18 protein-coding genes, 1 tRNA gene and 1 pseudogene are annotated in these 20,886 nt (G+C 65.1%); 11 read left to right on the plus strand and 9 right to left on the minus strand.

Features of this window, described 5'->3' with window-relative positions:
- Window positions 1-40: 40 nt before the first annotated feature.
- Genes der through IWX78_RS15985 form a run of 3 tightly spaced genes read left to right on the plus strand, consistent with a single transcriptional unit; the run spans window position 41 to window position 3,502 of the window.
- A complete protein-coding gene (gene der, locus IWX78_RS15975) occupies window positions 41-1,552 on the plus strand; it encodes a ribosome biogenesis GTPase Der (protein ID WP_196834628.1) in 1,512 nt (503 codons plus the stop codon).
- A 39-nt stretch (window positions 1,553-1,591) separates the two neighbouring features.
- Complete coding sequence (locus IWX78_RS15980; RefSeq protein WP_334684811.1) at window positions 1,592-2,491, plus strand: NUDIX hydrolase; 900 nt, start codon at window positions 1,592-1,594, stop codon at window positions 2,489-2,491.
- Between the two features lie 51 nt (window positions 2,492-2,542).
- On the plus strand, window positions 2,543-3,502 hold the full coding sequence (locus IWX78_RS15985; protein WP_196834629.1) for a nucleoside hydrolase: 960 nt from the start codon (window positions 2,543-2,545) through the stop codon (window positions 3,500-3,502).
- Window positions 3,503-3,653: 151 nt separating this feature from the next.
- On the opposite strand, the gene IWX78_RS15990 is transcribed toward IWX78_RS15985, so the two are convergent.
- Window positions 3,654-4,238: a GNAT family N-acetyltransferase gene (locus IWX78_RS15990; RefSeq protein ID WP_196834630.1), complete on the minus strand. Its 585-nt coding sequence runs from the start codon at window positions 4,236-4,238 to the stop codon at window positions 3,654-3,656.
- Between the two features lie 103 nt (window positions 4,239-4,341).
- Here IWX78_RS15990 and IWX78_RS15995 point away from each other — a divergent pair, with 103 nt between their 5' ends.
- Entirely contained in the window at window positions 4,342-5,280 is a 939-nt protein-coding gene (locus IWX78_RS15995) for a hypothetical protein (protein WP_196834631.1), read from the plus strand.
- Between the two features lie 8 nt (window positions 5,281-5,288).
- Here the strand turns inward: IWX78_RS15995 and IWX78_RS16000 are convergent, their stop codons facing one another.
- From IWX78_RS16000 to IWX78_RS16010, 3 genes are read right to left on the minus strand one after another with little or no spacing between them, the layout of a single operon-like run.
- Window positions 5,289-6,185: a carbohydrate ABC transporter permease gene (locus IWX78_RS16000; RefSeq protein ID WP_196834632.1), complete on the minus strand. Its 897-nt coding sequence runs from the start codon at window positions 6,183-6,185 to the stop codon at window positions 5,289-5,291.
- Complete coding sequence (locus tag IWX78_RS16005) at window positions 6,182-7,147, minus strand: carbohydrate ABC transporter permease (RefSeq protein WP_196834633.1); 966 nt, start codon at window positions 7,145-7,147, stop codon at window positions 6,182-6,184. Before IWX78_RS16005 ends, IWX78_RS16000 begins: the two co-directional genes overlap by 4 nt.
- Window positions 7,148-7,172: 25 nt before the next feature.
- The gene (locus IWX78_RS16010; RefSeq protein ID WP_196834647.1) at window positions 7,173-8,405 is read right to left on the minus strand and encodes an ABC transporter substrate-binding protein; all 1,233 of its coding nucleotides are present in this window, start codon (window positions 8,403-8,405) and stop codon (window positions 7,173-7,175) included.
- A gap of 149 nt (window positions 8,406-8,554) precedes the next feature.
- On the opposite strand from IWX78_RS16010, the gene IWX78_RS16015 reads away from it, so the two are divergent.
- Entirely contained in the window at window positions 8,555-9,808 is a 1,254-nt protein-coding gene (locus tag IWX78_RS16015) for an ROK family protein (protein WP_196834634.1), read from the plus strand.
- Window positions 9,809-10,159: 351 nt separating this feature from the next.
- Here the strand turns inward: IWX78_RS16015 and IWX78_RS16020 are convergent, their stop codons facing one another.
- The 3 genes from IWX78_RS16020 to IWX78_RS16030 are packed head-to-tail and all read right to left on the minus strand — an operon-like array spanning window position 10,160 to window position 13,435.
- Window positions 10,160-11,821 (minus strand): tripartite tricarboxylate transporter permease, encoded by a 1,662-nt coding sequence (locus IWX78_RS16020; RefSeq protein WP_196834635.1) that lies wholly within the window; start codon window positions 11,819-11,821, stop codon window positions 10,160-10,162.
- Window position 11,822: 1 nt separating this feature from the next.
- Window positions 11,823-12,428 carry a tripartite tricarboxylate transporter TctB family protein gene (locus IWX78_RS16025; protein WP_196834636.1) on the minus strand — a complete coding sequence of 202 codons (606 nt, stop codon included), beginning with the start codon at window positions 12,426-12,428 and terminating at the stop codon, window positions 11,823-11,825.
- A gap of 2 nt (window positions 12,429-12,430) precedes the next feature.
- The gene (locus IWX78_RS16030) at window positions 12,431-13,435 is read right to left on the minus strand and encodes a Bug family tripartite tricarboxylate transporter substrate binding protein (RefSeq protein WP_196834637.1); all 1,005 of its coding nucleotides are present in this window, start codon (window positions 13,433-13,435) and stop codon (window positions 12,431-12,433) included.
- Window positions 13,436-13,616: 181 nt separating this feature from the next.
- Between IWX78_RS16030 and IWX78_RS16035 the strand changes: the two genes are divergently transcribed.
- The 6 genes from IWX78_RS16035 (at window position 13,617) to IWX78_RS16060 (ending at window position 19,260) form a co-directional block, all read left to right on the plus strand.
- Window positions 13,617-15,260: an ATP-binding protein gene (locus IWX78_RS16035; protein ID WP_196834638.1), complete on the plus strand. Its 1,644-nt coding sequence runs from the start codon at window positions 13,617-13,619 to the stop codon at window positions 15,258-15,260.
- Entirely contained in the window at window positions 15,257-15,955 is a 699-nt protein-coding gene (locus IWX78_RS16040) for a response regulator transcription factor (protein ID WP_196834639.1), read from the plus strand. The genes IWX78_RS16035 and IWX78_RS16040 overlap by 4 nt, the downstream gene beginning before the upstream one ends.
- Window positions 15,956-16,074: 119 nt before the next feature.
- Window positions 16,075-17,445: an FAD-binding oxidoreductase gene (locus tag IWX78_RS16045; RefSeq protein WP_196834640.1), complete on the plus strand. Its 1,371-nt coding sequence runs from the start codon at window positions 16,075-16,077 to the stop codon at window positions 17,443-17,445.
- Window positions 17,446-17,544: 99 nt separating this feature from the next.
- Window positions 17,545-17,618, plus strand: a tRNA-Pro gene (locus IWX78_RS16050).
- A gap of 181 nt (window positions 17,619-17,799) precedes the next feature.
- Complete coding sequence (locus IWX78_RS16055; protein WP_334684812.1) at window positions 17,800-18,066, plus strand: helix-turn-helix domain-containing protein; 267 nt, start codon at window positions 17,800-17,802, stop codon at window positions 18,064-18,066.
- A gap of 6 nt (window positions 18,067-18,072) precedes the next feature.
- Entirely contained in the window at window positions 18,073-19,260 is a 1,188-nt protein-coding gene (locus IWX78_RS16060; RefSeq protein WP_196834641.1) for a tyrosine-type recombinase/integrase, read from the plus strand.
- A 183-nt stretch (window positions 19,261-19,443) separates the two neighbouring features.
- Here IWX78_RS16060 and IWX78_RS16065 read toward each other — a convergent pair whose 3' ends face one another.
- Together IWX78_RS16065 and IWX78_RS16485 are read right to left on the minus strand one after the other, a co-directional pair.
- Window positions 19,444-20,262: an Lsr2 family DNA-binding protein gene (locus tag IWX78_RS16065; RefSeq protein ID WP_334684813.1), complete on the minus strand. Its 819-nt coding sequence runs from the start codon at window positions 20,260-20,262 to the stop codon at window positions 19,444-19,446.
- A 246-nt stretch (window positions 20,263-20,508) separates the two neighbouring features.
- A pseudogene (locus IWX78_RS16485) lies at window positions 20,509-20,775 on the minus strand (3'-5' exonuclease); the annotation flags it as partial.
- Window positions 20,776-20,886: the final 111 nt, after the last annotated feature.

A 20,886-nucleotide genomic window follows, 5' to 3' on the forward strand; every position in this document is an offset into this window, starting at 1 on the left:
CCTGCTGCCCTGCAGCTCCGATCGCAGAGAGAGACCGATTATGGCTGACGATTTTGAAGACACCGCCGAGCTGGACGACCAGCTCGCAGAGCGGCTCGGAGACCTCGATGAGGACCTTGCAGCCCGCCGGGCCGAAGCACTCCGCGCCGGACTCGCCGACTACGACCTCGGCGACGACGACCTCGACATTCTCGAGAGTGTCACAGACGACCCCGACGCCATTCACTACCTCCCTGCACTCCCGGTTCTGGCCATCGTCGGCCGCCCGAACGTCGGCAAGTCCGCTCTCGTGAACCGCATCCTCGGCCGGCGTGAAGCCGTCGTCGAGGACACCCCCGGTGTCACGCGCGACCGGGTCAAGTACAAGGCCGAGTGGAACGAACGCCAGTTCACGCTCGTCGACACCGGTGGCTGGGAACCCGACGCCAAGGGCATCGACGCGTCCGTCGCCGCTCAGGCCGAGGTCGCCATCGACCTCTCCGACGCCGTTCTCTTCGTCGTCGACGCCAACGTGGGCGCAACAGCGACCGATGAGCAGGTCGTGCGGATGCTCCGCAAGATCGACAAGCCCGTCTTCCTCGTCGCCAACAAGGTCGACGACGTCCGCCAGGAGCCGAACGCCGCATCGCTGTGGTCGCTCGGCCTCGGCGAGCCGTACCCGGTCTCCGCCCTGCACGGCCGCAACGTCGCCGACCTGCTCGACCTCATTATGACCAAGCTGCCGAAGGTCTCTGCTGTCGCCAAGGAAGAGGTCGGCGGGCCTCGCCGCGTCGCGATCCTCGGCCGGCCGAACGTCGGCAAGTCCAGCCTCCTCAACAAGGCGGCTGGTGAAGAGCGCGTCGTCGTCAACGAACTCGCCGGAACCACCCGTGACCCGGTCGACGAGCAGGTGGAGATCGCCGGCAAGGTGTGGCGTTTCGTCGACACCGCCGGCATCCGTCGTCGCGTTCACCTGCAGCAGGGAGCTGACTTCTACGCCACCCTGCGCACGAGTGCCGCTCTCGAGAAGGCCGAAGTGGCCGTCGTCATGCTCGATGTCTCCGAGCCGATCTCGGAGCAGGATGTTCGGATCATCGACCTCGTCCTCGAATCGGGCCGTGCCCTCGTGCTCGCGTTCAACAAGTGGGACCTGCTCGACGACGAACGTCGCCGGTACCTGGAGCGCGAGATCGAGCAGGACCTGGCGCACGTCGCCTGGGCTCCGCGCGTGAACATCTCGGCGCGTACCGGCCGGCACATGGAGAAGCTCGTCCCCGCCCTCGAGCTCGCGCTCGAGTCGTGGGACACCCGCATCCCCACCGGCAAGTTCAATGCGTTCCTCGCCGAACTCACCGCTGAGCACCCGCACCCGGTGCGTGGTGGCAAGCAGCCGCGTGTGCTCTTCGGCACGCAGGCATCGAGCCGGCCGCCGACATTCGTTCTCTTCACCACCGGCTTCCTCGACCCCGGCTACCGTCGCTACATCACGCGTCGCCTCCGGGAGATCTATGGATTCGAGGGCACACCGGTCAACGTCAACATGCGTGTCCGTGAGAAGCGCAAGCGCACATAAGCCCCGCTGCCGCAGCGCGGCTCGTGAGAAGCTGGACAGGTGACTCGCGAGTTCGTGCCGCCGCATCCGAGAAACCCGGGCGATGCCTGGGTGTTCGCCGACGACGGGTCCAAATACTGGGGTCGGTTCGGCGCTGCAGGGCTGCTCGCCGTCGACCCTGATCGCGGCGTTCTGCTGCAGCACCGGGCACTGTGGAGTCACTTCGGCGGCACCTGGGGCCTGCCCGGAGGAGCGCGACACAAGGGTGAGGATGCCGTGACCGGTGCCATCCGTGAAGCGAGCGAAGAAGCGGCGGTGCCGACGGATGCCGTTCGGCCCCGCTTCAGCCACACGCTCGACCTCGGGATCTGGTCGTACGTCACACTCGCCGCAGACGTCGTCACGCCGTTCGATGCGCAGGTCGCCGACCCGGAGAGCCTCGACGTTCGCTGGGTGCCGCTCGACGAGATCGACGGCCTCCCGCTCCACCCCGGCTTCGAGGCGCGCTGGCCGGAACTCCGCCGTGACCTCGGTGTGCGACCGGTGATCGTCGTCGACATGGCGAACGTCGTCGGCTCGCGCCCGGACGGGTGGTGGCGGGACCGTGCCGGCGCCGCCGTCCGACTCGGTGATCAGCTCCAGAGACTCGCGTCCATCGGGCTGCCGGCAGTCGAACTCGGACTCGGGCAGACGCACTGGTGGCCTGACCTGGTCGCCGTGCTCGAAGGGCAGGCGAACGGTGCCGCGTTCGACGGCGGCAACAGGCTCGAGGTGGTCAGGGCCGATCGTGACGGCGACGCGAGGATTGTCGCAGAGGTGACACGCCTGAGCGCTGCACCGGGGGCATCCCTCACCGTCGTCACGGGCGACCGTGAACTCCGCGCACGCGTCGAGGCCGTCGGCGCGCAGACGCGCGGGGCGGGATGGCTGCTCGACCAGCTCGACAAAACGGAGCACTGATGTGACCGGGCATGCGTTTCACATCCGCCCTGGGGTTCGTAAGCTGGCCTGATGCGCACACTTCCCGTTCTTCTCGACGTCGACACCGGCGTCGATGACGCCCTCGCCCTGCTGTTTGCCGTGAAGCATCCGTCGATCGACGTTCGCGCGATCACCTGCGTCGCCGGCAATGCCTCGCTCGCGCAGGTGATCCAGAACACCCTGCGAGTGCTCGACGCAGCGGATGCCCCGGCGATCCCGGTCGCCGGGGGAGCGGTGCGTCCGCTGATCGAGGCAGCACGCTCGGCGTCGCACGTGCACGGCGAGGGTGGCCTCGGAGGGCTTGAGCTGCCATCGACGGCTCGCCTGCCCGAGCCGGTGAGCGCCGTCGAGCTGATGCGCAGCACCCTGATGGCGAGTGACGAACGGATCACTCTCGTGGCGCTGGCTCCGCAGACCAACCTCGCCCTGTTGCTGCGGACACATCCCGAGGTCGCCGACCGGATCGAACGTATCGTGTTCATGGGCGGCTCGGCGAGCGTCGGCAACGCCACTGCCGTCGCCGAATTCAATGTGTGGCACGATCCTGAAGCGGCGGCGATCGTGCTCGACTCCGGCATCCCGATCTTCATGTACGGCCTCGATGTCTTCAACCAGGTGTCGGTGGAACAGGATGCCGCGGCGGCGTTGGGAGACGGGAAAGATCCGCTCGGTCGCATCGTCGGTTCCCTGCTCAGCAACCGCGTTGCTTTGAGCGAAGACGCCACGCTGACCTACACCGGGCTCATCGGTGACGCCGGCGCCGTCTGTGCGCTGGTGGACCCCGACGCGCTCGTCGTCGAGAGGCGTCCGGTTCGGGTCGAGCTCGCCGGTTATGGTCGCGGACAGACCATCGTCGATCGACGCCGGTACTCAGGTGAAGACGTGCTGCACGGGGGAATCGGCAACTGGGCAGTGGTGGATGTCGCGCTCGATGTCGACGCCGAACGGTATGCCTCCCTGTTTCTCGAGACGCTGGGGCTGAGCGCCTAAGCGCCCCTCAGTCGCCGTCGCTTGCTCTCGACTGCTGCAGGTGTGTGCACATGCTGCAGTTCCACGAGTGGGGCCACGACGGATGCTGCACTTGTGTGTCGATGCGGCAGTTGCAAGAGCAGCATCGACACGAAAGTGCAGCAGTCGCGACTCAGGTGCCGAGCTCGAGCCTCATCAGCGCGCGGTCGGGTGTCGGCCGCGAGACCTCGCGAAAGCCGTTCGCGACGAACTGCGAGACGATTCCGTAGTACAGCTCAGCCGAGGTCACCTTTTCGCGTGCGGTGGGGTCGACCGGGTACCCCTCGAGCACCCGGGCGCCGTGGGAGCGTGCATGATCGACGGCTCCGGCGAGGAGGGCCTTCCCGACGCCCCTTTTGCGGAACCCGACACGCACGACGAAACAGGTGACCGCCCAGACCGTGGCGTCGTCGATCGGCTCGGGGCCGGGCTCGACTCTCGTGCGGTGCAGCCCGGGGTAGTTCGCGCGCGGCTCGACGGCGCACCAGCCGACGGGCGTGCCGCCGAGGTAGGCGATCAGACCGGGCGCCGGGTCGAGATCACGCACCTGCCGCTGGAGCAAAGGCTCGCAGGTCGCCCGGTTTGCGGTCTTCCATTCGGCCGCGCCCATCTTGAAGTACTGGCACCAGCAGCTCGAGGGGTCGCCCCGGGTACCGAAGACGGCTTGCACGTCGTGCCACGGAGCATCCGCCACTGAGACCACGTCGATGGGAGTCATGGCAGCAGCCTAGGGCGAGCTGCCGACGCGAGGAGTTCTTTCGCTTTCCTCAAGGAAGGACCATACTGGCCGGGAGGGGCCACTTATTGCAGAAAGAATGCTCATGGCCAAGGTATCGAATCCCGACGAGACGACCAAGACTCCTCCAGCCGATGGCAGTCCAGACCCAGCGACGGATGCCCCACAGACCGACGAGGGCGGCGACGGCGACTCGGGTCCTCCGAAGAAATCGGCAGACACGCCCACTGAGCCCGGAGTCTTGCTGCGAGCTTTGATCGCCGCCACCGTCGCCTCCGCACTCGCCGTGCTGGCCGCGATTGGAATTCAGGGCGAACTGTTGCAGCGGTTGATCAGGAACGATCCAAGAGGATTCGTCATCGCTCTCTCACTCACGCTCATCGGAGCGCTGATCTCTCTCGTCGCGCTGATCTGGCACGCGAGCTTCGGCCGCGTCTGGACGAGGGTCGGAGAGACTTTCGGGGCGATCGTTGTGATCGTCGGAATCATATTGCTCTTGGCGCTCGGCACGACCAGCATCGGGTCGAGCGAAACGCCCGCGCTGACGTTCAGCGCCGCCTACACCGATAAAGACACGGTGCGGGTCACAGCGAAGGCGGAAGCGACAGGGCTCCTGCTGCGCGAAAGCATGGTTCTGAAGATCACTGTGGTGAAGCCCGGCACGGATCCGTCTGAGGGCGGCAACGCAATCTGCGAGAACTCGGCAAAACCACGACCGAGCACCACCGAAACCCACGAGGTCATCTATTGGGGCGAGAAAGGCACGACCTCCCAGGGCAAGACTGAAGCTCTCGTCGAGATCGATATCTCACCCGCAGACATCAAATATGTGTGCGCGGCGGTGTTCCTCAGGCTGCTGCCGAAGGACAGCGCTCAGGTGACAGAAGGCCGGCTACCGCTCGAACCCGCGGCACGGTCGGTGCGGGCAACCATTGACATCGAGAGACTGGCCATTCCGCCAACGCCGACTCCTCAGCCGGCCGCGGTGCCGTTTCAGCCGTCGACGCTGCCGGATACGCCCTGACGACGAGGTCAGCCTTTGACCGCTCCCTGCGTGACGCCCTCCATCACCCAGCGCTGCGTGAAGATGTAGACGACAATGGCGGGTGCCATCGCCATCAGGTACGACGCGAATGACACGTTGTAGTTGCTGCTGAACTGGGTCTGGAAGATGTTCTGCACCACGGGAATGGTCTGCTGGCTGGCGTCAGCGATGATCAGCGACGGCATCATGAAGTCGTTCCACGAGGCGAGGAAGGCGAAGATCGCGACCGTCGCACTCATCGGTGCCAGCAGCGGGAAGATCAACTGCCAGAAGGTCTGCCAGGTCGTGGCGCCATCGATCCGGGCGCTCTCCTCCAACTCGAGGGGAATCGAGCGCAGGAACGCCGTGAACAGCAGGATGCTGAACGAGAGCTGGAACATGATGTGCAGAATGGTCACCCCGACCGGGTTGGCAAGTCCGACGAGGCCAGTGAGCTGGATCTGGGGGAGCGCGATGACCGTGAAGGGCACGAACATGGCCGCAAGCAGGTAGAAGAACGACCAGCGGAACAGACGGCGCTCCCAGTTGCGCACGATCGCGTAGGAGGCGAGAGAGGCAAGGAGCACCGTGCCGACGACCGTCGCGAGTGTCACGAGGGTTGTGATCGTGAAGGCGACGGGAAAGTTGGTGAGTTCCCAGGCCCTGGCGAAGCCCGACAGGTCGACCGGAGCCGGGAGTGAGAGGGCATTGCCATCGACGGACTGCGCTGACGACTTCATCGACATCGAGATCGTGACGTACAGCGGCAGCAGGACGGTGAGGGCGCACAGAAAGAGAACGACCATGAGAGGCCAGTTCGTCGTCTCCTGACCGACCTTGCCGCGCCGCCGGGTCGAGGTCGAGGTCGCCGTTGCGGGGGCGACGCGCGTCGCTTCTTGCGTCATGAGAGTGCAGCCTTTCCGCGGGAGATCCGGAGCTGAAGAATGGAGATCAGAACGGCGATGATGAAGAACATCGTTGCGTTCGCCATCTGATAGGCGTAGTCGCCACCGGTGAAACCGGTGAAGATGGTCATCGCAATGCTTCGGGTCGCTGTGCCCGGCCCTCCGGCTGTGAGGCCGACGATGATGTCGTACGCGTTCAGATAGCCCTTGAAGCCAAGGATGATGTTGATCAGAACGTAGCCGGCGACGAGCGGGAGGGTGATGGAGCGGAGCCTCACCCAGGTGCTGGCACCGTCGATGTCCGCGGCTTCGTAGACCTCTCCGGGGATCGACAGAAGTCCGGCGATGTAGATCAGGAGGGCTCCGGGGATGGATTGCCACGCCGTGACGATGACAATCCCGATCCAGGCGAGGTTCTCATTCGCCAGGATCGATTCCTGCAGCCAGGGGATGCCGGTCGCCGCTCCGAGTGCCGGCAGCGAGTTGGAGAAGAGGTACTTGAACACGAACGCGATGACGATGCCCGAGATCACCATGGGGATGACGAAGATCGCCCTGAGGGGAGCTTTCAGTCGAATTCGGGATGTCAGCGCCACCGCCAGCAGGAATGCGATGGCATTGACGATCAGCACGGTGACGATCGAGAAGCCGAAGGTGAAGAGGTAGCTGCTGAGAATGGCCGGGTCGGAGAAGACCGCTATGTAGTTGGTGAATCCGACGAGTTCCCAGTCACCGAAACCGATGAAATTCGTGAAGCTGTAGAAGATTCCGAGGATCGCCGGAAGAGTGATGGCGAGGGTGAACAGGATGAGCGTCGGAATGAGGAACAGGTAGTAGACCGGATCGGTCTTGGCCTTGCCTCTCCGGGAGGGCGCCCCGGCCAGATGATCGGTCGGGCCACGCTCCGCATTGCCGAGAAGGGATCCGGTGGCCGCAGCCGCCGGGATCGTGGGAGTCGTCATGTCGTTGTCCTCCTGGTGCTTCCGGTTATTCGCGCAGGGCGAGGCGCGCCCAGTCGGCGTCGAGCCGACTCAGCGTCGAGTCGATGTCCGCGCCGGTTGCGATGGCCTGGACGTAGTTGGCTGTCGGGATGCTCAGGTGGACGCGTTGCGACGGACCCAGATAGAAGCGGCCGTCGTTGTAGTACTCCTGCATGCCGAGGATGCGTTCGTCTTCCGCGGGCGCGGCATCCGTCGTCGTCCCGAAACCGAGGAACTGGGCGTTGTACTCGTCCATGACGTCCTGCTGCATGAGGTACGAAACGAACTCACGCGAGGCCTCCTGGGCATCGCCGATCTCGGGCACCCAGAGCGCAAGGTCGAGGTTCACCCGCACTTTGAGGTCGTTCGGGTCGTCGGTCGCCGGCAGGGGAAAGGTGCCGAGCTCGAGATCTTCATCGGTCTTGGCGATCTCGCCGAGTGCCCATGGCCCCTGCATCAGCATGGCCGCTTCGCCTTTGGCGAAAGCGACGTTTCCGTCGCCGTAGCTACGGCTCGCTGCGTCATCGTTCGTGTACGCGGCGAGTTCCATCATCTTCTCGACCGGCTCGGTGAAATTCTTCTCAAAGGACACGGCCGATTCGGGCCCGACCTCAGTGCCGAGCTCGTTCATCTGGTCGAAGAAGTCGGCGACATCGACAGATCCACCTGCGGTGTAGTCGAAGAGTCCCTGTGCGATCGTCCACGGCTCCGAGAACGTGCTGTAGATCGGGGTGATGCCCGCATCCTGCAGCGTCTCGCAGATAGCGATCAACTCATCCCAGGTCTCAGGAACGTCGAGACCGTTGTCTTCGAACATCTGCACGTTGTAGATGACGGATGCTGCTGCAACCGAATAGGGGAGCACACTGGTGCGTCCCGGATAGGTCGAGTACTGGTCGGCGAGTTCCTGGACGTCAGGACGGATGCGCGCGGCCTCCGGCATGTCGGACAGATCCGACAGCGCACCGCGTTCCATGAACCGCGACATCTCCATGTTGTAGTTGAGCAGCCCAACGTCAGGAGGATCGCCGCGAAGGAACCCAGCTGAAAGGTTCGATGCTGTGTCGAGGGTCACGTGAACGTCCGACTGCTCCTCATTGAACTGAGCAGTGAGGTCGCGGAAGAAGCCGATCGCCTCCGGTTTGCTCATATGGAAGGTGATCTCGGTTGGACCCCCGCCTCCGATGGCTGAGCAGCCGGTGAGCGCGATCGATGTGCCGAGTACAGCGGCGACGGTCATACTGACCCGAGAGAGAAGTGATTTTCTGTGGAGCACGTCGTTGTCCCCCTTGTGGAAGCCGATCCAGCACAGTCAGGATCGACTAAATATAGAGTGTGTATCTACTTGTGTCGTAAATACTGCGCCAGAGCCGAGGAAAGGTCAAGGGATTGAATCGAACCGTTATCGCCTCATCACCACAGGTGCTCCGTCTGCTCAATGCGCGCCGGGTGCTCGACCACGCGTGGAACACGGCCGCGGTCACGGCATCCGAATTGATGGGCGCAACCGGACTCACCCGCGCCACCGTGATCGGGGTGTGTGACGATCTCGTCGAACGGGGGTGGCTCGAGGAGCTCGGCAATGCGCGAGCTGGAGGTGACTACCGCAACGGCCGGCCCGCGAGACGGTATGCGCTCCGCGATGACGCGGCATATGTCGTCGGGGTGGATGCCGGCTTCGAACGGATGTCTGCTCTGGTCGCCGATCTCCGTGGCCGGGTGGTCGCCAGCGCCGAGGTTCTGGTGCCTGGAGGGACGCCGGAGAGCGATCAGCGGCTGTCTGATCCCGCGACGCGACGTCGACTCGCTCAGAGCGTCGTCGATGACGCGGTTCGGGCGTCGGCGGTCGACCCCCATCGCATCCTTGCTCTCACCGTCGGAGTGCCGGCGCCGGTCGACGCGTCGGGACTCTCGCCCACCCATCCGACCGGGTTCTGGCAGGTGACGAACCCGGGTCTCGGTGAACTCTTCACGGGATACGCGCCGATCGTCACCGTCGAGAACGACGCGAACCTCGCGGCGCTCGCCGAACGGTCATCGCCTGCCGGGCACGGGCGTGATGTCGACTCGTACCTGGCCATGCTCGTCGGCGAGGGGATCGGCGCCGGTCTGATGATCGATCGACGGCTCGTGCGCGGCACACGTGGTGCCGCCGGCGAGATGCGTTTTCTCGACCATGTCGACGGGGTGCGGTCGGCGAACGGGCTCGCGCTCCTCGCGCGGCAGTTCGCTGCGGATGCCATCCGGTCCGGGGAGACGCTCCCGGGCAGTGCGCTCGCCGGGTTGGATGCTTCGACGCTGACCGAGGCGGACGTCGCGCGGGCCGCCGCGCGCGGCGATGAGGCGGCCGTCGGCATCCTCGAGCAACTCGCTGAGCGTCTGGCGCGGATCTGCATTGTGCTCGGCGACCTGCTCGACGTCGACCGGGTGATCGTGGGAGGGGGCGTGACGGAGTCGCTGCCGACCGTCATCACTCGCGCTGCTGAGCTTCTCGCTGAAAGCGACGACCCGACTGCGCCGGTGCTGCTGGCCTCGGCGCTCGGGCCTGCCGCTGTCGGAACGGGTGCGGTCGAGCATGCCCTGTCGGTGGTGCGGGAGCGGGCGCTGGACCTCAGTGTGCGGGAGGGGTCGCGCATCGCGTGACGTGGGCCCGCGAGTGCTGCAGTTCCGTGCCCGCGCCGCTGTTCCGTGGGGGCGCTGCCGGAAGTGCAGCACTCGTGCGAACCTCAGCCGGCTGGCCGAGCCCACTGATGCCCATGCTGCGCTTTCGTGTCCGTGCTGCACTTTCGTGCCCATGCTGCACTTTCGTGTCCGTGCTGCACTTTCGTGTCCGTGCTGCAGTTTCGTGGGCATGCGGCAGTTTCGTGGGCATGCGGCAGTTCCATGAGACCGGTCGACGCCCATGCTGCAGAATTGTGCCGATGCTGCAGTTGCAACTGCAGCATCGGCACACAAGTGCAGCACGGGCGAGAGCGGTCGCCGTGCCCGCCTGAACTACTCCCGACGCCCGCGCCGCTTCTTCTCCCGCGGCGGCGACTCCGGAGGAGCAACGACCCGGATGTCGGACGTCTTCACGTCGGTGGGACGCTGGCCCGGATCCCACGCTTGGTTCACCGCAGCCGACAACGAAGCATCCGCTGTCGCTGCAGCCGCGAGCGTGCGCTCCAGGCGACTCTGGCGGTGCCGCAGCCACAACCCGAGCGCGATGATCAGGATGAGCGCCAGGTAGCAGATCGCCGCGAACGGCCGCGTGAACAGGGCACCGAGGTCACCCTGGCTGAGCTGCAACGAGCGCCGAAGCTGAGCCTCAGCCATCGGCCCCAGGATGAGACCGATCACGAGGGGCGCGATCGGGTACCCGTAGCGACGGAGGAAGTATCCGACGATGCCGATGACCAGCAGAATCACGATGTCGACGATCGAGAAGTTCACCGCGTAAGCACCGAGAGTGGCGAACGTGAGGATGCCGGCGTAGAGGTACGGGCGCGGAATCTGCAGGAGCTTCACCCAGATGCCGACGAGCGGCAGGTTGAGCACGAGCAGCAGCACGTTGCCGATGTACAGGCTCGCGATGAGCGCCCAGACGAGAGCAGGCTGGTTGGTGAACAGCTGCGGGCCGGGCTGGATGCCGTACGACTGGAACGCAGACAGGATGATCGCCGCCGTCGCGGTCGTCGGGAGTCCCAGCGTGAGCAGTGGCACGAGCACCCCGGCGGCTGCGGCGTTGTTCGCCGATTCCGGTCCGGCGACGCCCTCGATCGCTCCGCGGCCGAACTGCTCCTTGTGCTTGCTGAGCTTCTTCTCGGTCGCGTACGACAGGAAGGTGGCGACATCCGCCCCACCGGCCGGGATCGTGCCGATCGGGAAGCCGATCGCCGTGCCGCGCAGCCACGGTTTCCACGAGCGACGCCAGTCGTCCTTCGTCATCCAGCTGCGCCATCCGCGGGTCACCGGGATGAGTGCGATCGCGCCGTGTCGCATCCGGCTGGCAACATACAGCGTCTCACCGACGGCGAAGAGACCGACGGCGACGAGAACGACGTCGATGCCGTCAGCAAGTGGGAGCAGACCGAAGGTGTACCGCTGCTGGCCCGAGAGGATCTCGGTGCCGACGAGGCCGAGGAACAGGCCGACGCCGAGCGACGTCAGCCCGCGCCATACGGACGAGCCGAGCAGCGCGCCGACCGTGATGAAGGCGACGACCATGAGGGCGACGTAGTCCGCCGGAGCGAGAGTGACTGCCCATGAGGCGATGAGCGGGGCGAACAGGGTGAGGCCGACAGTGGCGATCGTGCCCGCGATGAACGACCCGATGGCTGCGGTGGCGAGAGCCGCAGCTCCGCGGCCAAGCTTGGCCATTTTGTTGCCCTCGAGTGCCGTCACGATCGACGCGGACTCTCCTGGCGTATTGAGCAGGATGCTCGTGGTCGAGCCGCCGTACATACCGCCGTAATAGATGCCGGCGAATGTGATCAGCGCAGCGGTGGGGTCGAGCGAATAGGTCAGCGGCAGAAGCAGCGCGACGGTCATTGCCGGGCCGATACCAGGAAGCACACCGACGGCGGTCCCGACGAGCACTCCGATGAATCCGAAGATGAGGTACTCGGGCCGGAGGGCGGTGGCGAAGCCCTCCATCAGGCTCATGATGTTGTCCATGTCAGCCTCTCAGGGTGCGCAGGAGTGGGTCGAGCCAGGTCAGCAAGGGACCGGAGGGGAGGGAGAGGCCGAGCAAGCCGCCGAAAAGCACGTAGATGATGAGCCCGAGCGCGAGGCCGACGAGAAGAGCCATCCACCAGCGCTTGGCGCCGAGCGACCAGGCGACACCGCCGAAGAGTACGGCGGCGGCGAACGGCCAGCCGATGACTTCGATCAGAGCGATGTGAGCGACGACGAACGCGGTGATCTTGGCGAGCGTGAGCCAGTCCGTCTTCGCGGTGCTGTCGATGTCTTCACCCTCTTCGAGGTCGGCGAGTTTTCCGCGCAGCACCCCGACCAGGACCATCGCCGCTGAGATGACGAGGATGGTGCCGACGAGGAACGGAAACACGCGAGGTCCGACCTGCGTTCCGGCACCTGGGGTGCGGATGGAGAATGCCCCGACGAACACGAAGATGCCGAGCGCGAAGGCGAGTCCGGCGAAGATGAACTCTCCGAGTCGCGATCGTGCAGGGGTGGTGTCCGCCGGAGCGGCGCCGGCTGGGGTGGTCCCGGCCGGCGGGCGCGTCGGGCTGATGCCAGACGCGCCCGTCGAGAGGTCAGACATGATCAGTCGACCAGACCGATGTTCTTCAGGGTCGTGGTGACCTCGGCGACGTTCTCGTCAAGGAAGCTGGCGAACTCGTCACCGGTCAGGAAAGCATCCGCCCATCCGCGGGTTTCGAGCTGCTCCGTCCAGGCGTCGCTCTCCTGCAGTTCCGTGACGACCTCGATGAGGGCATCGCGGTCGGCGTCGGAGATGTCGGTCGGAGCGAGCACGCCACGCCAGTTGGTGAGCGTGATGTCGTACCCTTCATCGGCGATGGTCGGCACGTCGGGCAGGTTCTCGGCCGGCTCGGCGCTCGACACGGCGAGGGCGCGCATGGTGCCTGCGTCGATGTGCTCGACGAACTCGCCGATGCCAGAGATTCCTGCGGCGGCGTTGTTGCCGAGGATGAGGTTCACGGCCTCTCCACCACCCGAGTTCGGGATGTAGTTGAGGCTCGAGGCGATCTCGGAGCCTGACAGGCCAGCCTCTTCGAGAAGGAGCCCGGCGAGGATGTGGTCGGCACCGCCGGCGGACCCGCCGGTGATCGTGACATCCTGGCCGTTCTCGACGATGTCGTCGACGAGGTCCTCGAGGGTCTCGTACTTCGAATCTTCGGGAACGACGACGACGAGCGCCTCTTCGGTCAACCGGGCGATGGGGGTGGTGTCTTCCATCCGGTTCTGGGCCGCGTTGGTCTCGACTGCGCCGACCATGACGAGGCCGGTGACCATGAGGGTGTGCGGGTCTTTCTCGTTCGCCAGCGATGCGAGGCCAACGGTGCCGCCGGCGCCGCCGATGTTCGTCACTGGGGCGCTGTCGACGAGGCCCTCGGAGGTGAGCGTCTCAGACATGGTGCGTCCGGTCTGGTCCCAACCGCCGCCGGGCTCGGCGGGAACGATGATCTGAAGATCGGTGATCTCGGATCCTTCGGCAGAACCCGACCCAGGGTCGGTCGCCGGTGAACTGCAGGATGCCAGGGTGACAGCTGTTGCTGCGGCCACCATGACCAGTGCGAGTCGTCGCATGATTTCTCTCCTCATTGAGTGATTGCCTCGTTGCAAAACGCGATGATGCTGATGAGAACGGTAGGTGGCAGCCGACCCGGAGTGCCCCTTTTGTAAGTATTGGACGCGATCGCCGGGGCTCCCGGGCGCTGATTCGCTCGTCGTGCCGGCGTGTTGGGGCGACAATGAAGGAGTGAAAGCAATGACGCTTCGAGTTCAGCTCCTGCTGCTGCAGGCGATCATCGTGTGCGCCGTCGTGCTCGTTACCGGGGTCGTTGCTGCCGGGCTCTTCGAACGCCAGGTGCGTGACGCCTACCTTGATCGAATGATCGGTGTCGCGCAGTCGGTGGCGAAACTCCCCGCGATCCGTGATGCCTACGACGACGCCGACCCGTCGTCGGTGATCCAGCCCATCGCCGAGGTCATTCGTGAAGCCTCGAACGTGACCTATGTCGTGGTGACGGATGCCGACGGCATCCGTTATTCGCACCCGAACCCCGACCTCATCGGTGAGCCGGTCTCGACCGACCCGTCTGTTCCGCTCTCGGGCAAGATGTTCGTCGGCACCGAGACCGGCACACTGGGGGAGTCGTGGCGGGCGAAGGTGCCTGTGAGGGATGAGGCCGGCGCGGTGATCGGCACCGTCTCGGTCGGCATCCTCGAATCGTCGCTGCGCGAGGACTTTCTCGGCAACCTCTGGGCGCTCGTGCTTCCGCTCGCCGGGGCTGCGGTCGTCGGAATCTTCGGAGCCGCCTGGGTGACGGCGATCATCCGCCGGAGGATCTACCGGCTGGAACCGAAAGAGATCGCGTCGCTCGTCGGTTCACGCGAGACGATGCTGCACGGCCTGAGCGAGGGCATCATCAGTGTCGACGAAGGCGGAATGATTGTGCTCGTCAACGATGCGGCGCTCGACCTGCTCGGCCTCGACGATGATGCACTGACCGGAAGGCAGGCCGACGACGTGCTCGATCCGTCGCTCGTCGGAGTGCTGCAGCGCGGGGAACCCGGTGGGCAGCTCGTGCTCGCGGGGGAGCGCATCCTCGTTGCGCGCAGCACCGGGACCCAGTTGAACGGAACGACCGTCGGCGCAACGCTGCTTGTGCGTGACCACACCGAACTGCACCAGTTGCTCCGCGAGATGGATGGCGCACAGTCGCTGACGAACGGTCTGCGGGCACAGGCGCACGAGTTCGCGAACAAGTTGCACGTGATCTCGGGGCTGCTCGAACTCGGCCTCGTCGACGACGCCAGAGCGTTTGTCGAACGCACGGGCACCGGCGGGGCACTGCGGGTGCCGGGGGAGGACGTGATCCGCGAGTTCCCCGAACTGGCGGCGCTGCTGCTCGTGAAGGCAAGCCACGCCCGTGAGCTCGGCATGTCGGTGTCGATCCGGCCGTCGGCTCCGTTGCCGGCGTGGATTCGTTCGGATGCAGCACTCACCGTGCGCGGTGACCTCGTCACGATCGTCGGTAACCTTCTCGACAACGCGCTGGAGGCGTGTGCTTCCGGCAATCACATCGAACTCGGCTTTGTGATCGAGCCGGGGCTGATCCGGGTGACCGTCGATGATGACGGCACGGGGATCGAACCCGACCAGTACGAGCGGGTGTTCGAAGAGGGCGTGAGTTCGAAGGCGGTGACGGATGCCGCGAGCCCGGCCCTGCGTCGTCGCGGCATCGGGCTCGCGCTGGTGCGACGAACGGTGTTGCGGGCGGGAGGGTCGATCGCCGTCGGGCGCTCGAAGCTCGGGGGTGCGGCGTTCACGGTAGTGCTGCCGATCGGTGACCTGGCGCGCGCTGCCTCGCCGGATGCGGCATCCGACCAGCCGGTGGTGTCGTCGTGACGGTCTCGGCGACGCTGCGCACGATCATCGTCGACGATGACGTCGAGGTCGCGTCGCTGCATGCGAAGTTCGTTGCGGTGCACCCGGCGTTCGCTGTGGTCGCTCTCGCGCACAGTGGACCGGAGGCGTTGAGACTGATCGCGGAGCATCGTCCGGATCTCGTGCTGCTCGATTTCGACCTGCCGGGGCGGACCGGGCTCGAGGTGTTGCGGGATGTGCGGGCGATGGGTGGGCTGCAGCCCGAGGTGATCGCGGTGACCGCAGCGCGGGATGTCGAGAGTGTGCGGCAGGCGCGGAGTGCCGGCATTCAGCACTACCTGGTGAAGCCGTTCACGGCGCTTGATCTCACCGCCCGGCTCGACGATGTCGCGCGGGACCGGCTCGCGTTGGTGCGGTCGGGGGAGCGGGATGCGCTCGCGCAGCGTGACATCGATGCGCTGATGCGCACCGGCGCCCGGAACCAGGCACAGCTCCCAAAGGGGCTGAGCGCTGAGACGCTCCTCATCGTGGAAAGGGCGCTGGAGTCGGCACCGAACAGTTCGGCTGGCGAGATCGCCGAGCGCGCGGGAATCTCGAGGGTGAGCGTGAGGCGCTATCTCGAGTATCTCGTCGCGGTGAACCGTGCGGGCAAGACGCTCGACTATGCGACGGCTGGGCGTCCATCGACACGCTACGCGTCGATCGGCGCGGCCTGAGCCGCAGTGGTGGTTGACAGCGTCCGCTCGGGAGAGGAGCGTCGCTGAAAACTGGTGCTGATGCCCTGCGCGCATCGTGCGGTTGCGCCGTGCCGGTTGCGACTAAGGGGAGTTCGACCATGTCTACGAGCGTCATTGAATCATTGCGAAGCAGCCTGAACGGCGCCCTCGTCGCCGAAGGCGACGCAGGCTACGAGACGGCCCGGGTCGTCTACAACGCGATGATCGACCGACGGCCATCGGCGATCGTGCGTTGTCAGGGCACGGATGATGTCGCCGCTGTTATCCGTGCCGCCGCGGAGTCGGGAACCGATCTCGCGATCCGAGGCGGAGGCCACAGCGTGCCGGGATTCGGCACGGCCGATGGCGCTCTCGTCGCCGACCTCGGAGACCTGAATTCAGTGGTCGTCGATCCCGCATCATCCACTGCAGAGGTCGGCGGCGGCGCGACCTGGGGCATGTTCAACGAGGCGGCTGGGGCGCATGGTCTGGCGACCACGGGAGGCATCATTTCGACGACTGGCGTCGGTGGATTGACCCTCGGAGGTGGGATCGGCTACCTGGATCGTGCCTATGGCCTGAGCTGCGACAGTCTGCTCTCGGCTGAGGTGGTTCTCGCAGACGGCAGGGTGGTGACGGCAAGCGCCGACGAGGAGCCCGACCTGTTCTGGGCGCTGCGCGGCGGAGGAGGGAACTTCGGCGTCGTGACGAAGTTTCGTTTCCAGTTGCATCCCGTTGCCGAGATCTATGGCGGCCCGATCTTTTTCGAGCTTTCCGATGGTGCGGCGATCCTGGAGTACTTCGTCTCGTACATTCGAACCGCTCCACGCGAGTTCGGCGGGTTTCCCGCGTTCCAGATTGCGCCGCCATTGCCGTTCGTGCCTGAGAACCGGGTCGGCGAGCCATTCGTGGCGCTCGTGGTCTGCTACAACGGCCCCGCGTCGGAGGGGGAGAAGATCGTTCAAGGGTTCCGCGATGTCGCGAAGCCCGTGGCGGAGGGGGTGGGCGTGATGCCCTATGCCGCGTTGAACAGTGCCTTCGACCCACTGGTGCCTCCCGGTCTTCAGCACTACTGGAAGGCCGTCTTCGTCGAAAGCCTCACACCAGAGTCGATTGCCGTGCACATGAAGGACGGACCGCGGGTTCCGGTCGTCAACTCGACGGTCCATTTCTACCCGATCAACGGTGCGTGCCACGACGTGGCATCGCATGCGACAGCCTTCGGCCACAGGGACGCGAACTTCGCGGTTGTCATCGCGGGGATGTGGCCGGATGTGACGGACAACGCGGCGAACACGGCGTGGGTGAAGGATTACTACGCAGCAGTCGAGCCGTTCTCGCAGGGCGGTGGATACGTCAACTTCCTCTCAGAGGACGACCAGCCACAGGCATCTACCAATTACGGCGCGAACTATGACCGGTTGCGTGCGGTCAAACGCGCGTACGACCCTCGCAACGTGTTCCACGTCAACCAGAACATCGCGCCGTAGCCGACGCGAACGGGTCCTGCCGAGGGCGATCGGCAGTGACGAACCGCGAGCATATTGTCCTGTAGCATTGACGAGGTCGTCCGCGAGGGCGATCGGTCGCGGGCTGTGGCGCAGCTTGGTAGCGCACTTGACTGGGGGTCAAGGGGTCGCAGGTTCAAATCCTGTCAGCCCGACCGAATGTCCCGGAAACTCAAGGGTTTCCGGGACTTTTTAGGTTAAGAGATTTGACTACCCCATCAAAAACCCACCTTTTACTCCTCTCAAACGGCGCTGAGGCCGCGCTACCGTCCGTCGCGCTGACGTCGTTCTGGGTCCGCTTGGATCATTCGGGATTCTCGTGCACACCTCATGGGTATGAGCATTCACGACAACCACCCGCCCTCCTCTCCTACCGACGCCCACACCGACGCATGGGGTCTGGAACCTCTGATGGACGTCGCCGAACTGGCGTCTTACCTCGGTATACCGCTCTCCACGGTCTACGACTGGCGCGTGCACGGCAAAGGCCCGACGGCCTACCGGTTCGGCAAACATCTGAAGTTCGCCGTCTCCGACGTGCGGGCCTGGATCGCCGAGCAGCGGGAACCGTCCAGCCAACCCGGTCACACCGATCGGCGGTGAACTGAGATGGCCCGGCCACGGCTGACCATCGGCACCTTCGGCGACATCACCACGCGGGTGATGCCATCCGGCCGATTCGAGGCACGAACCCGCTACCGCGACTGGGACGGTCGAGCGCGCCAAGTGCAAGCCACCGGCGCCACCGCCAAAGCCGCCGAAGGCGCGCTAAAAGCGAAGCTCGCTGAGCGGTCCCTGCTCCGACCCACCGACACCACCCTGACGCCCGACAGCCTCTTCGCAGACCTTGTGGCCTACTGGTTGAACGACATCGACATGGAGGGTCGGATCTCCAAAACCACCCGGAACCTGTACGAGCGCAATATGCGCACCCTGGTCTCTCCGGCGTTCGACAGCCTCACGCTGCGCGAGATCGGAGTCGCCCGATGCGACCAGTTCATCAAACAGCTGGCGAAGCTCTCCTACAGTCGCGCCAAGCAGGCCCGGGTGGTGCTGCGGCTCGCCCTGGAATTGGCGGTGCGGCATGAGGTCCTTCCGCGGAACCCGATGGACCACGTTGGCCGCCTGCACCGTGAGCCGCGCGTCCCCGATGCGCTCATGGCCCCCGAGGTGAACATGATCCGCGCGGCGATATCCCAGTGGGAGAGCGCCGCCGACCACATCTCCGGGCCGAAGCCCGACGGTCAGCTCGGTGCGATCATCGAGGTGATGCTTGGCACCTCGGCACGGATCGGCGAGGTGCTGGCCGTCCGCCGCCGGGACGTTGACGTCACTAGCCCTGTGCCCTCCATCCGCCTGGCTGGCACGATCATCAGCCGCAAGGGTGAGCAGACTTTCCGGCAGGATCACCCCAAGACCGCCAGGTCCACCCGCGTTGTTGCCATCCCCACCTTCACCGCCGACGCAGTCCGCCGGCGGCTCGCCAAGGTCGGGAGTCTGGGCCTCGACGAATTGCTGTTCCAGTCCCGGGACGGCACGCCGCTGACGACTGCGAATGTGCGCAGGCAACTGCGACAGGTACTCGAGGGAGCGGGCATCAAGGGAGTGACCCCGCACATGTTCCGCCGCACGGTCGCGACCGCGGTCAACACCAACGCCAGCATTGAGCTCGCCTCAGAGTTGCTCGGTCACACGGACACAAAGATCACGGTGCAGCACTACATTCAGCGCAACGAGATGGTGAACCCGGCCACCGCCGCGCTCCTCGACCGCGCGTTCGCGAAAGATGAAGAGTGAACGCGGTGCTGCCACGGTGGCCGCACCGTCTCAACCGGATTCGAATGGTCGTGCGCACTGCTCGGGCCGGCATGCTGGAAAGAAGCTTGCCTCCTGGAGTACACCGCCATGTGAGCATGCGCAATCCCGACGTGCATTCTCGTCAACGAGGACCACCAGGATTCGATGAAGCTGCGAGCAAATTTAACTGGTGACAGTTGAAGCCTCAAACGCCTCGATCACTTCGGCGGGAAGCCGCCCTCGGACGCCGACCTCGTATCCCCTCGTCAACGCCCAGGTGCGAATCGTCGAGGGAGGTGCGGAGGTGGGGAGTCTGGGGCTGCCCTCCGATGCTGAGGGTCGTCCTTGATCTACGCTCTTGCGCGGCGCGTCGACGGGGGCGACAGCAAGGGTGGGTTGAAGGTGTGTCAGCATTACCTCGAAGTGATCGGGGTGGACTATCCGCGTCCCAGGTTCTTGGGCCTTGATCGCCTTGGTCCCCGTAAATGAACCGTCCGTGACTAGCATCACCGATAGGCGCGACAAGTTGCCCAGCACTCGCACTCCGAGCCCGTTCGCGTGCTCCTCCAGTCGCTCGCGTTGCTGTTCGTCGCATCCAGTGAAAGCGACTCGGTCGCCGACACGAAGAGGTTCGCCATGCGCCCAGTCGGCTGGCAGAATCTTCAATCCGGCGCTCAACCGCTTTGACCGCGCCGAGTCGGCATGCTTGATAACGTCGAGCACCTTGTCGGCCGGTACGGATAACAAGGCGGCCATCGAGTCGAGCTCGGACCGTTCCGCACGGGAAACGTGCCCGTCATCGACTGCACGGTGAGCCAGCGCAAGCATCAACGCGTTGTGTGTCGCTGAGACCGATTCAGGAGAGAGACTGTACGACGCGAAGAGCTCTCCAAGGGCTGCCGATTCGGTTTCGGAGATGTCGCCGTCCGCAAGTGCGTCCAAGAGCATCTCTAAGTAGGCGAAAGCGCCTTGCGGAGCTCCTTCGTCCTCGATCTCGGCCAAGCTGAGACTGGTGATCTGACGGATCAGCGGAGCTTGCGCAGGTAGAGCGGGGCGGAATTTGAACGGCCGCGCTGTTGAGGGTCTGGCGGACTTGGATGGCGCTGACAACGTCAAGGTGGGCGAAGGCTCTCGAACCGGACCGGACGGCCACAACACGTTGCGTGCCTTGACGGGAAGGTCTGTGAGGCCGCTCTGTCTGCTCACTCCACCTAGACCCCTGAGGTACGCCTGCAGCAGCCCGGCAGTCGCGCGCGCGTCGCCAAGCGCGGAGTGTGCGTTTTCGAGTTGAACATTCGCGGCCCAGCAGCAGTCAGCAAGGCGACGCCTGTCCAGATTCGGCAAGTAGTGGCGACTGCCGTTGAGCGTGCAGAAAGAAGCAATCTCGGGCAGATCCCATCCGGCACGATCGAATTCGTGCCGCATGAATCTCAAATCGAATTGAGCGTTGTGCGCTGCGATTGGCAGACCTGCCAGACGTGAAGCGACTGAGCCAGCGAGGTCGCGAAACAGGGGAGCGCTGTCGACGTCAGGTCAAGTCCCGTGGAGTGGTGTAGCCATGTTTCCTTCGGTCGGTGGGGTTAGGCGCTGAGTTCGAGGGTGAGCTGGTCGGCCACCTCCTCGTTC

Origin of the sequence: Mycetocola sp. CAN_C7 (assembly GCF_015752285.1) — a bacterium.
Classification (GTDB): Bacteria; Actinomycetota; Actinomycetes; order Actinomycetales; family Microbacteriaceae; genus Mycetocola_A.

What these genes read in the sequence shown, in the direction of transcription:
- der (WP_196834628.1), top strand. Translation starts at nt 41, where the DNA reads ATGGCTGACGATTTTGAAGACACCGCCGAGCTGGACGACCAGCTCGCA.
- IWX78_RS15985 (WP_196834629.1), top strand. Translation starts at nt 2,543, where the DNA reads ATGCGCACACTTCCCGTTCTTCTCGACGTCGACACCGGCGTCGATGAC.
- IWX78_RS15990 (WP_196834630.1), bottom strand. Translation starts at nt 4,238, where the DNA reads ATGACTCCCATCGACGTGGTCTCAGTGGCGGATGCTCCGTGGCACGAC.
- IWX78_RS15995 (WP_196834631.1), top strand. Translation starts at nt 4,342, where the DNA reads ATGGCCAAGGTATCGAATCCCGACGAGACGACCAAGACTCCTCCAGCC.
- IWX78_RS16000 (WP_196834632.1), bottom strand. Translation starts at nt 6,185, where the DNA reads ATGACGCAAGAAGCGACGCGCGTCGCCCCCGCAACGGCGACCTCGACC.
- IWX78_RS16005 (WP_196834633.1), bottom strand. Translation starts at nt 7,147, where the DNA reads ATGACGACTCCCACGATCCCGGCGGCTGCGGCCACCGGATCCCTTCTC.
- IWX78_RS16010 (WP_196834647.1), bottom strand. Translation starts at nt 8,405, where the DNA reads ATGACCGTCGCCGCTGTACTCGGCACATCGATCGCGCTCACCGGCTGC.
- IWX78_RS16020 (WP_196834635.1), bottom strand. Translation starts at nt 11,821, where the DNA reads ATGGACAACATCATGAGCCTGATGGAGGGCTTCGCCACCGCCCTCCGG.
- IWX78_RS16025 (WP_196834636.1), bottom strand. Translation starts at nt 12,428, where the DNA reads ATGTCTGACCTCTCGACGGGCGCGTCTGGCATCAGCCCGACGCGCCCG.
- IWX78_RS16030 (WP_196834637.1), bottom strand. Translation starts at nt 13,435, where the DNA reads ATGCGACGACTCGCACTGGTCATGGTGGCCGCAGCAACAGCTGTCACC.
- IWX78_RS16035 (WP_196834638.1), top strand. Translation starts at nt 13,617, where the DNA reads ATGACGCTTCGAGTTCAGCTCCTGCTGCTGCAGGCGATCATCGTGTGC.
- IWX78_RS16045 (WP_196834640.1), top strand. Translation starts at nt 16,075, where the DNA reads ATGTCTACGAGCGTCATTGAATCATTGCGAAGCAGCCTGAACGGCGCC.
- IWX78_RS16055 (WP_334684812.1), top strand. Translation starts at nt 17,800, where the DNA reads ATGAGCATTCACGACAACCACCCGCCCTCCTCTCCTACCGACGCCCAC.
- IWX78_RS16060 (WP_196834641.1), top strand. Translation starts at nt 18,073, where the DNA reads ATGGCCCGGCCACGGCTGACCATCGGCACCTTCGGCGACATCACCACG.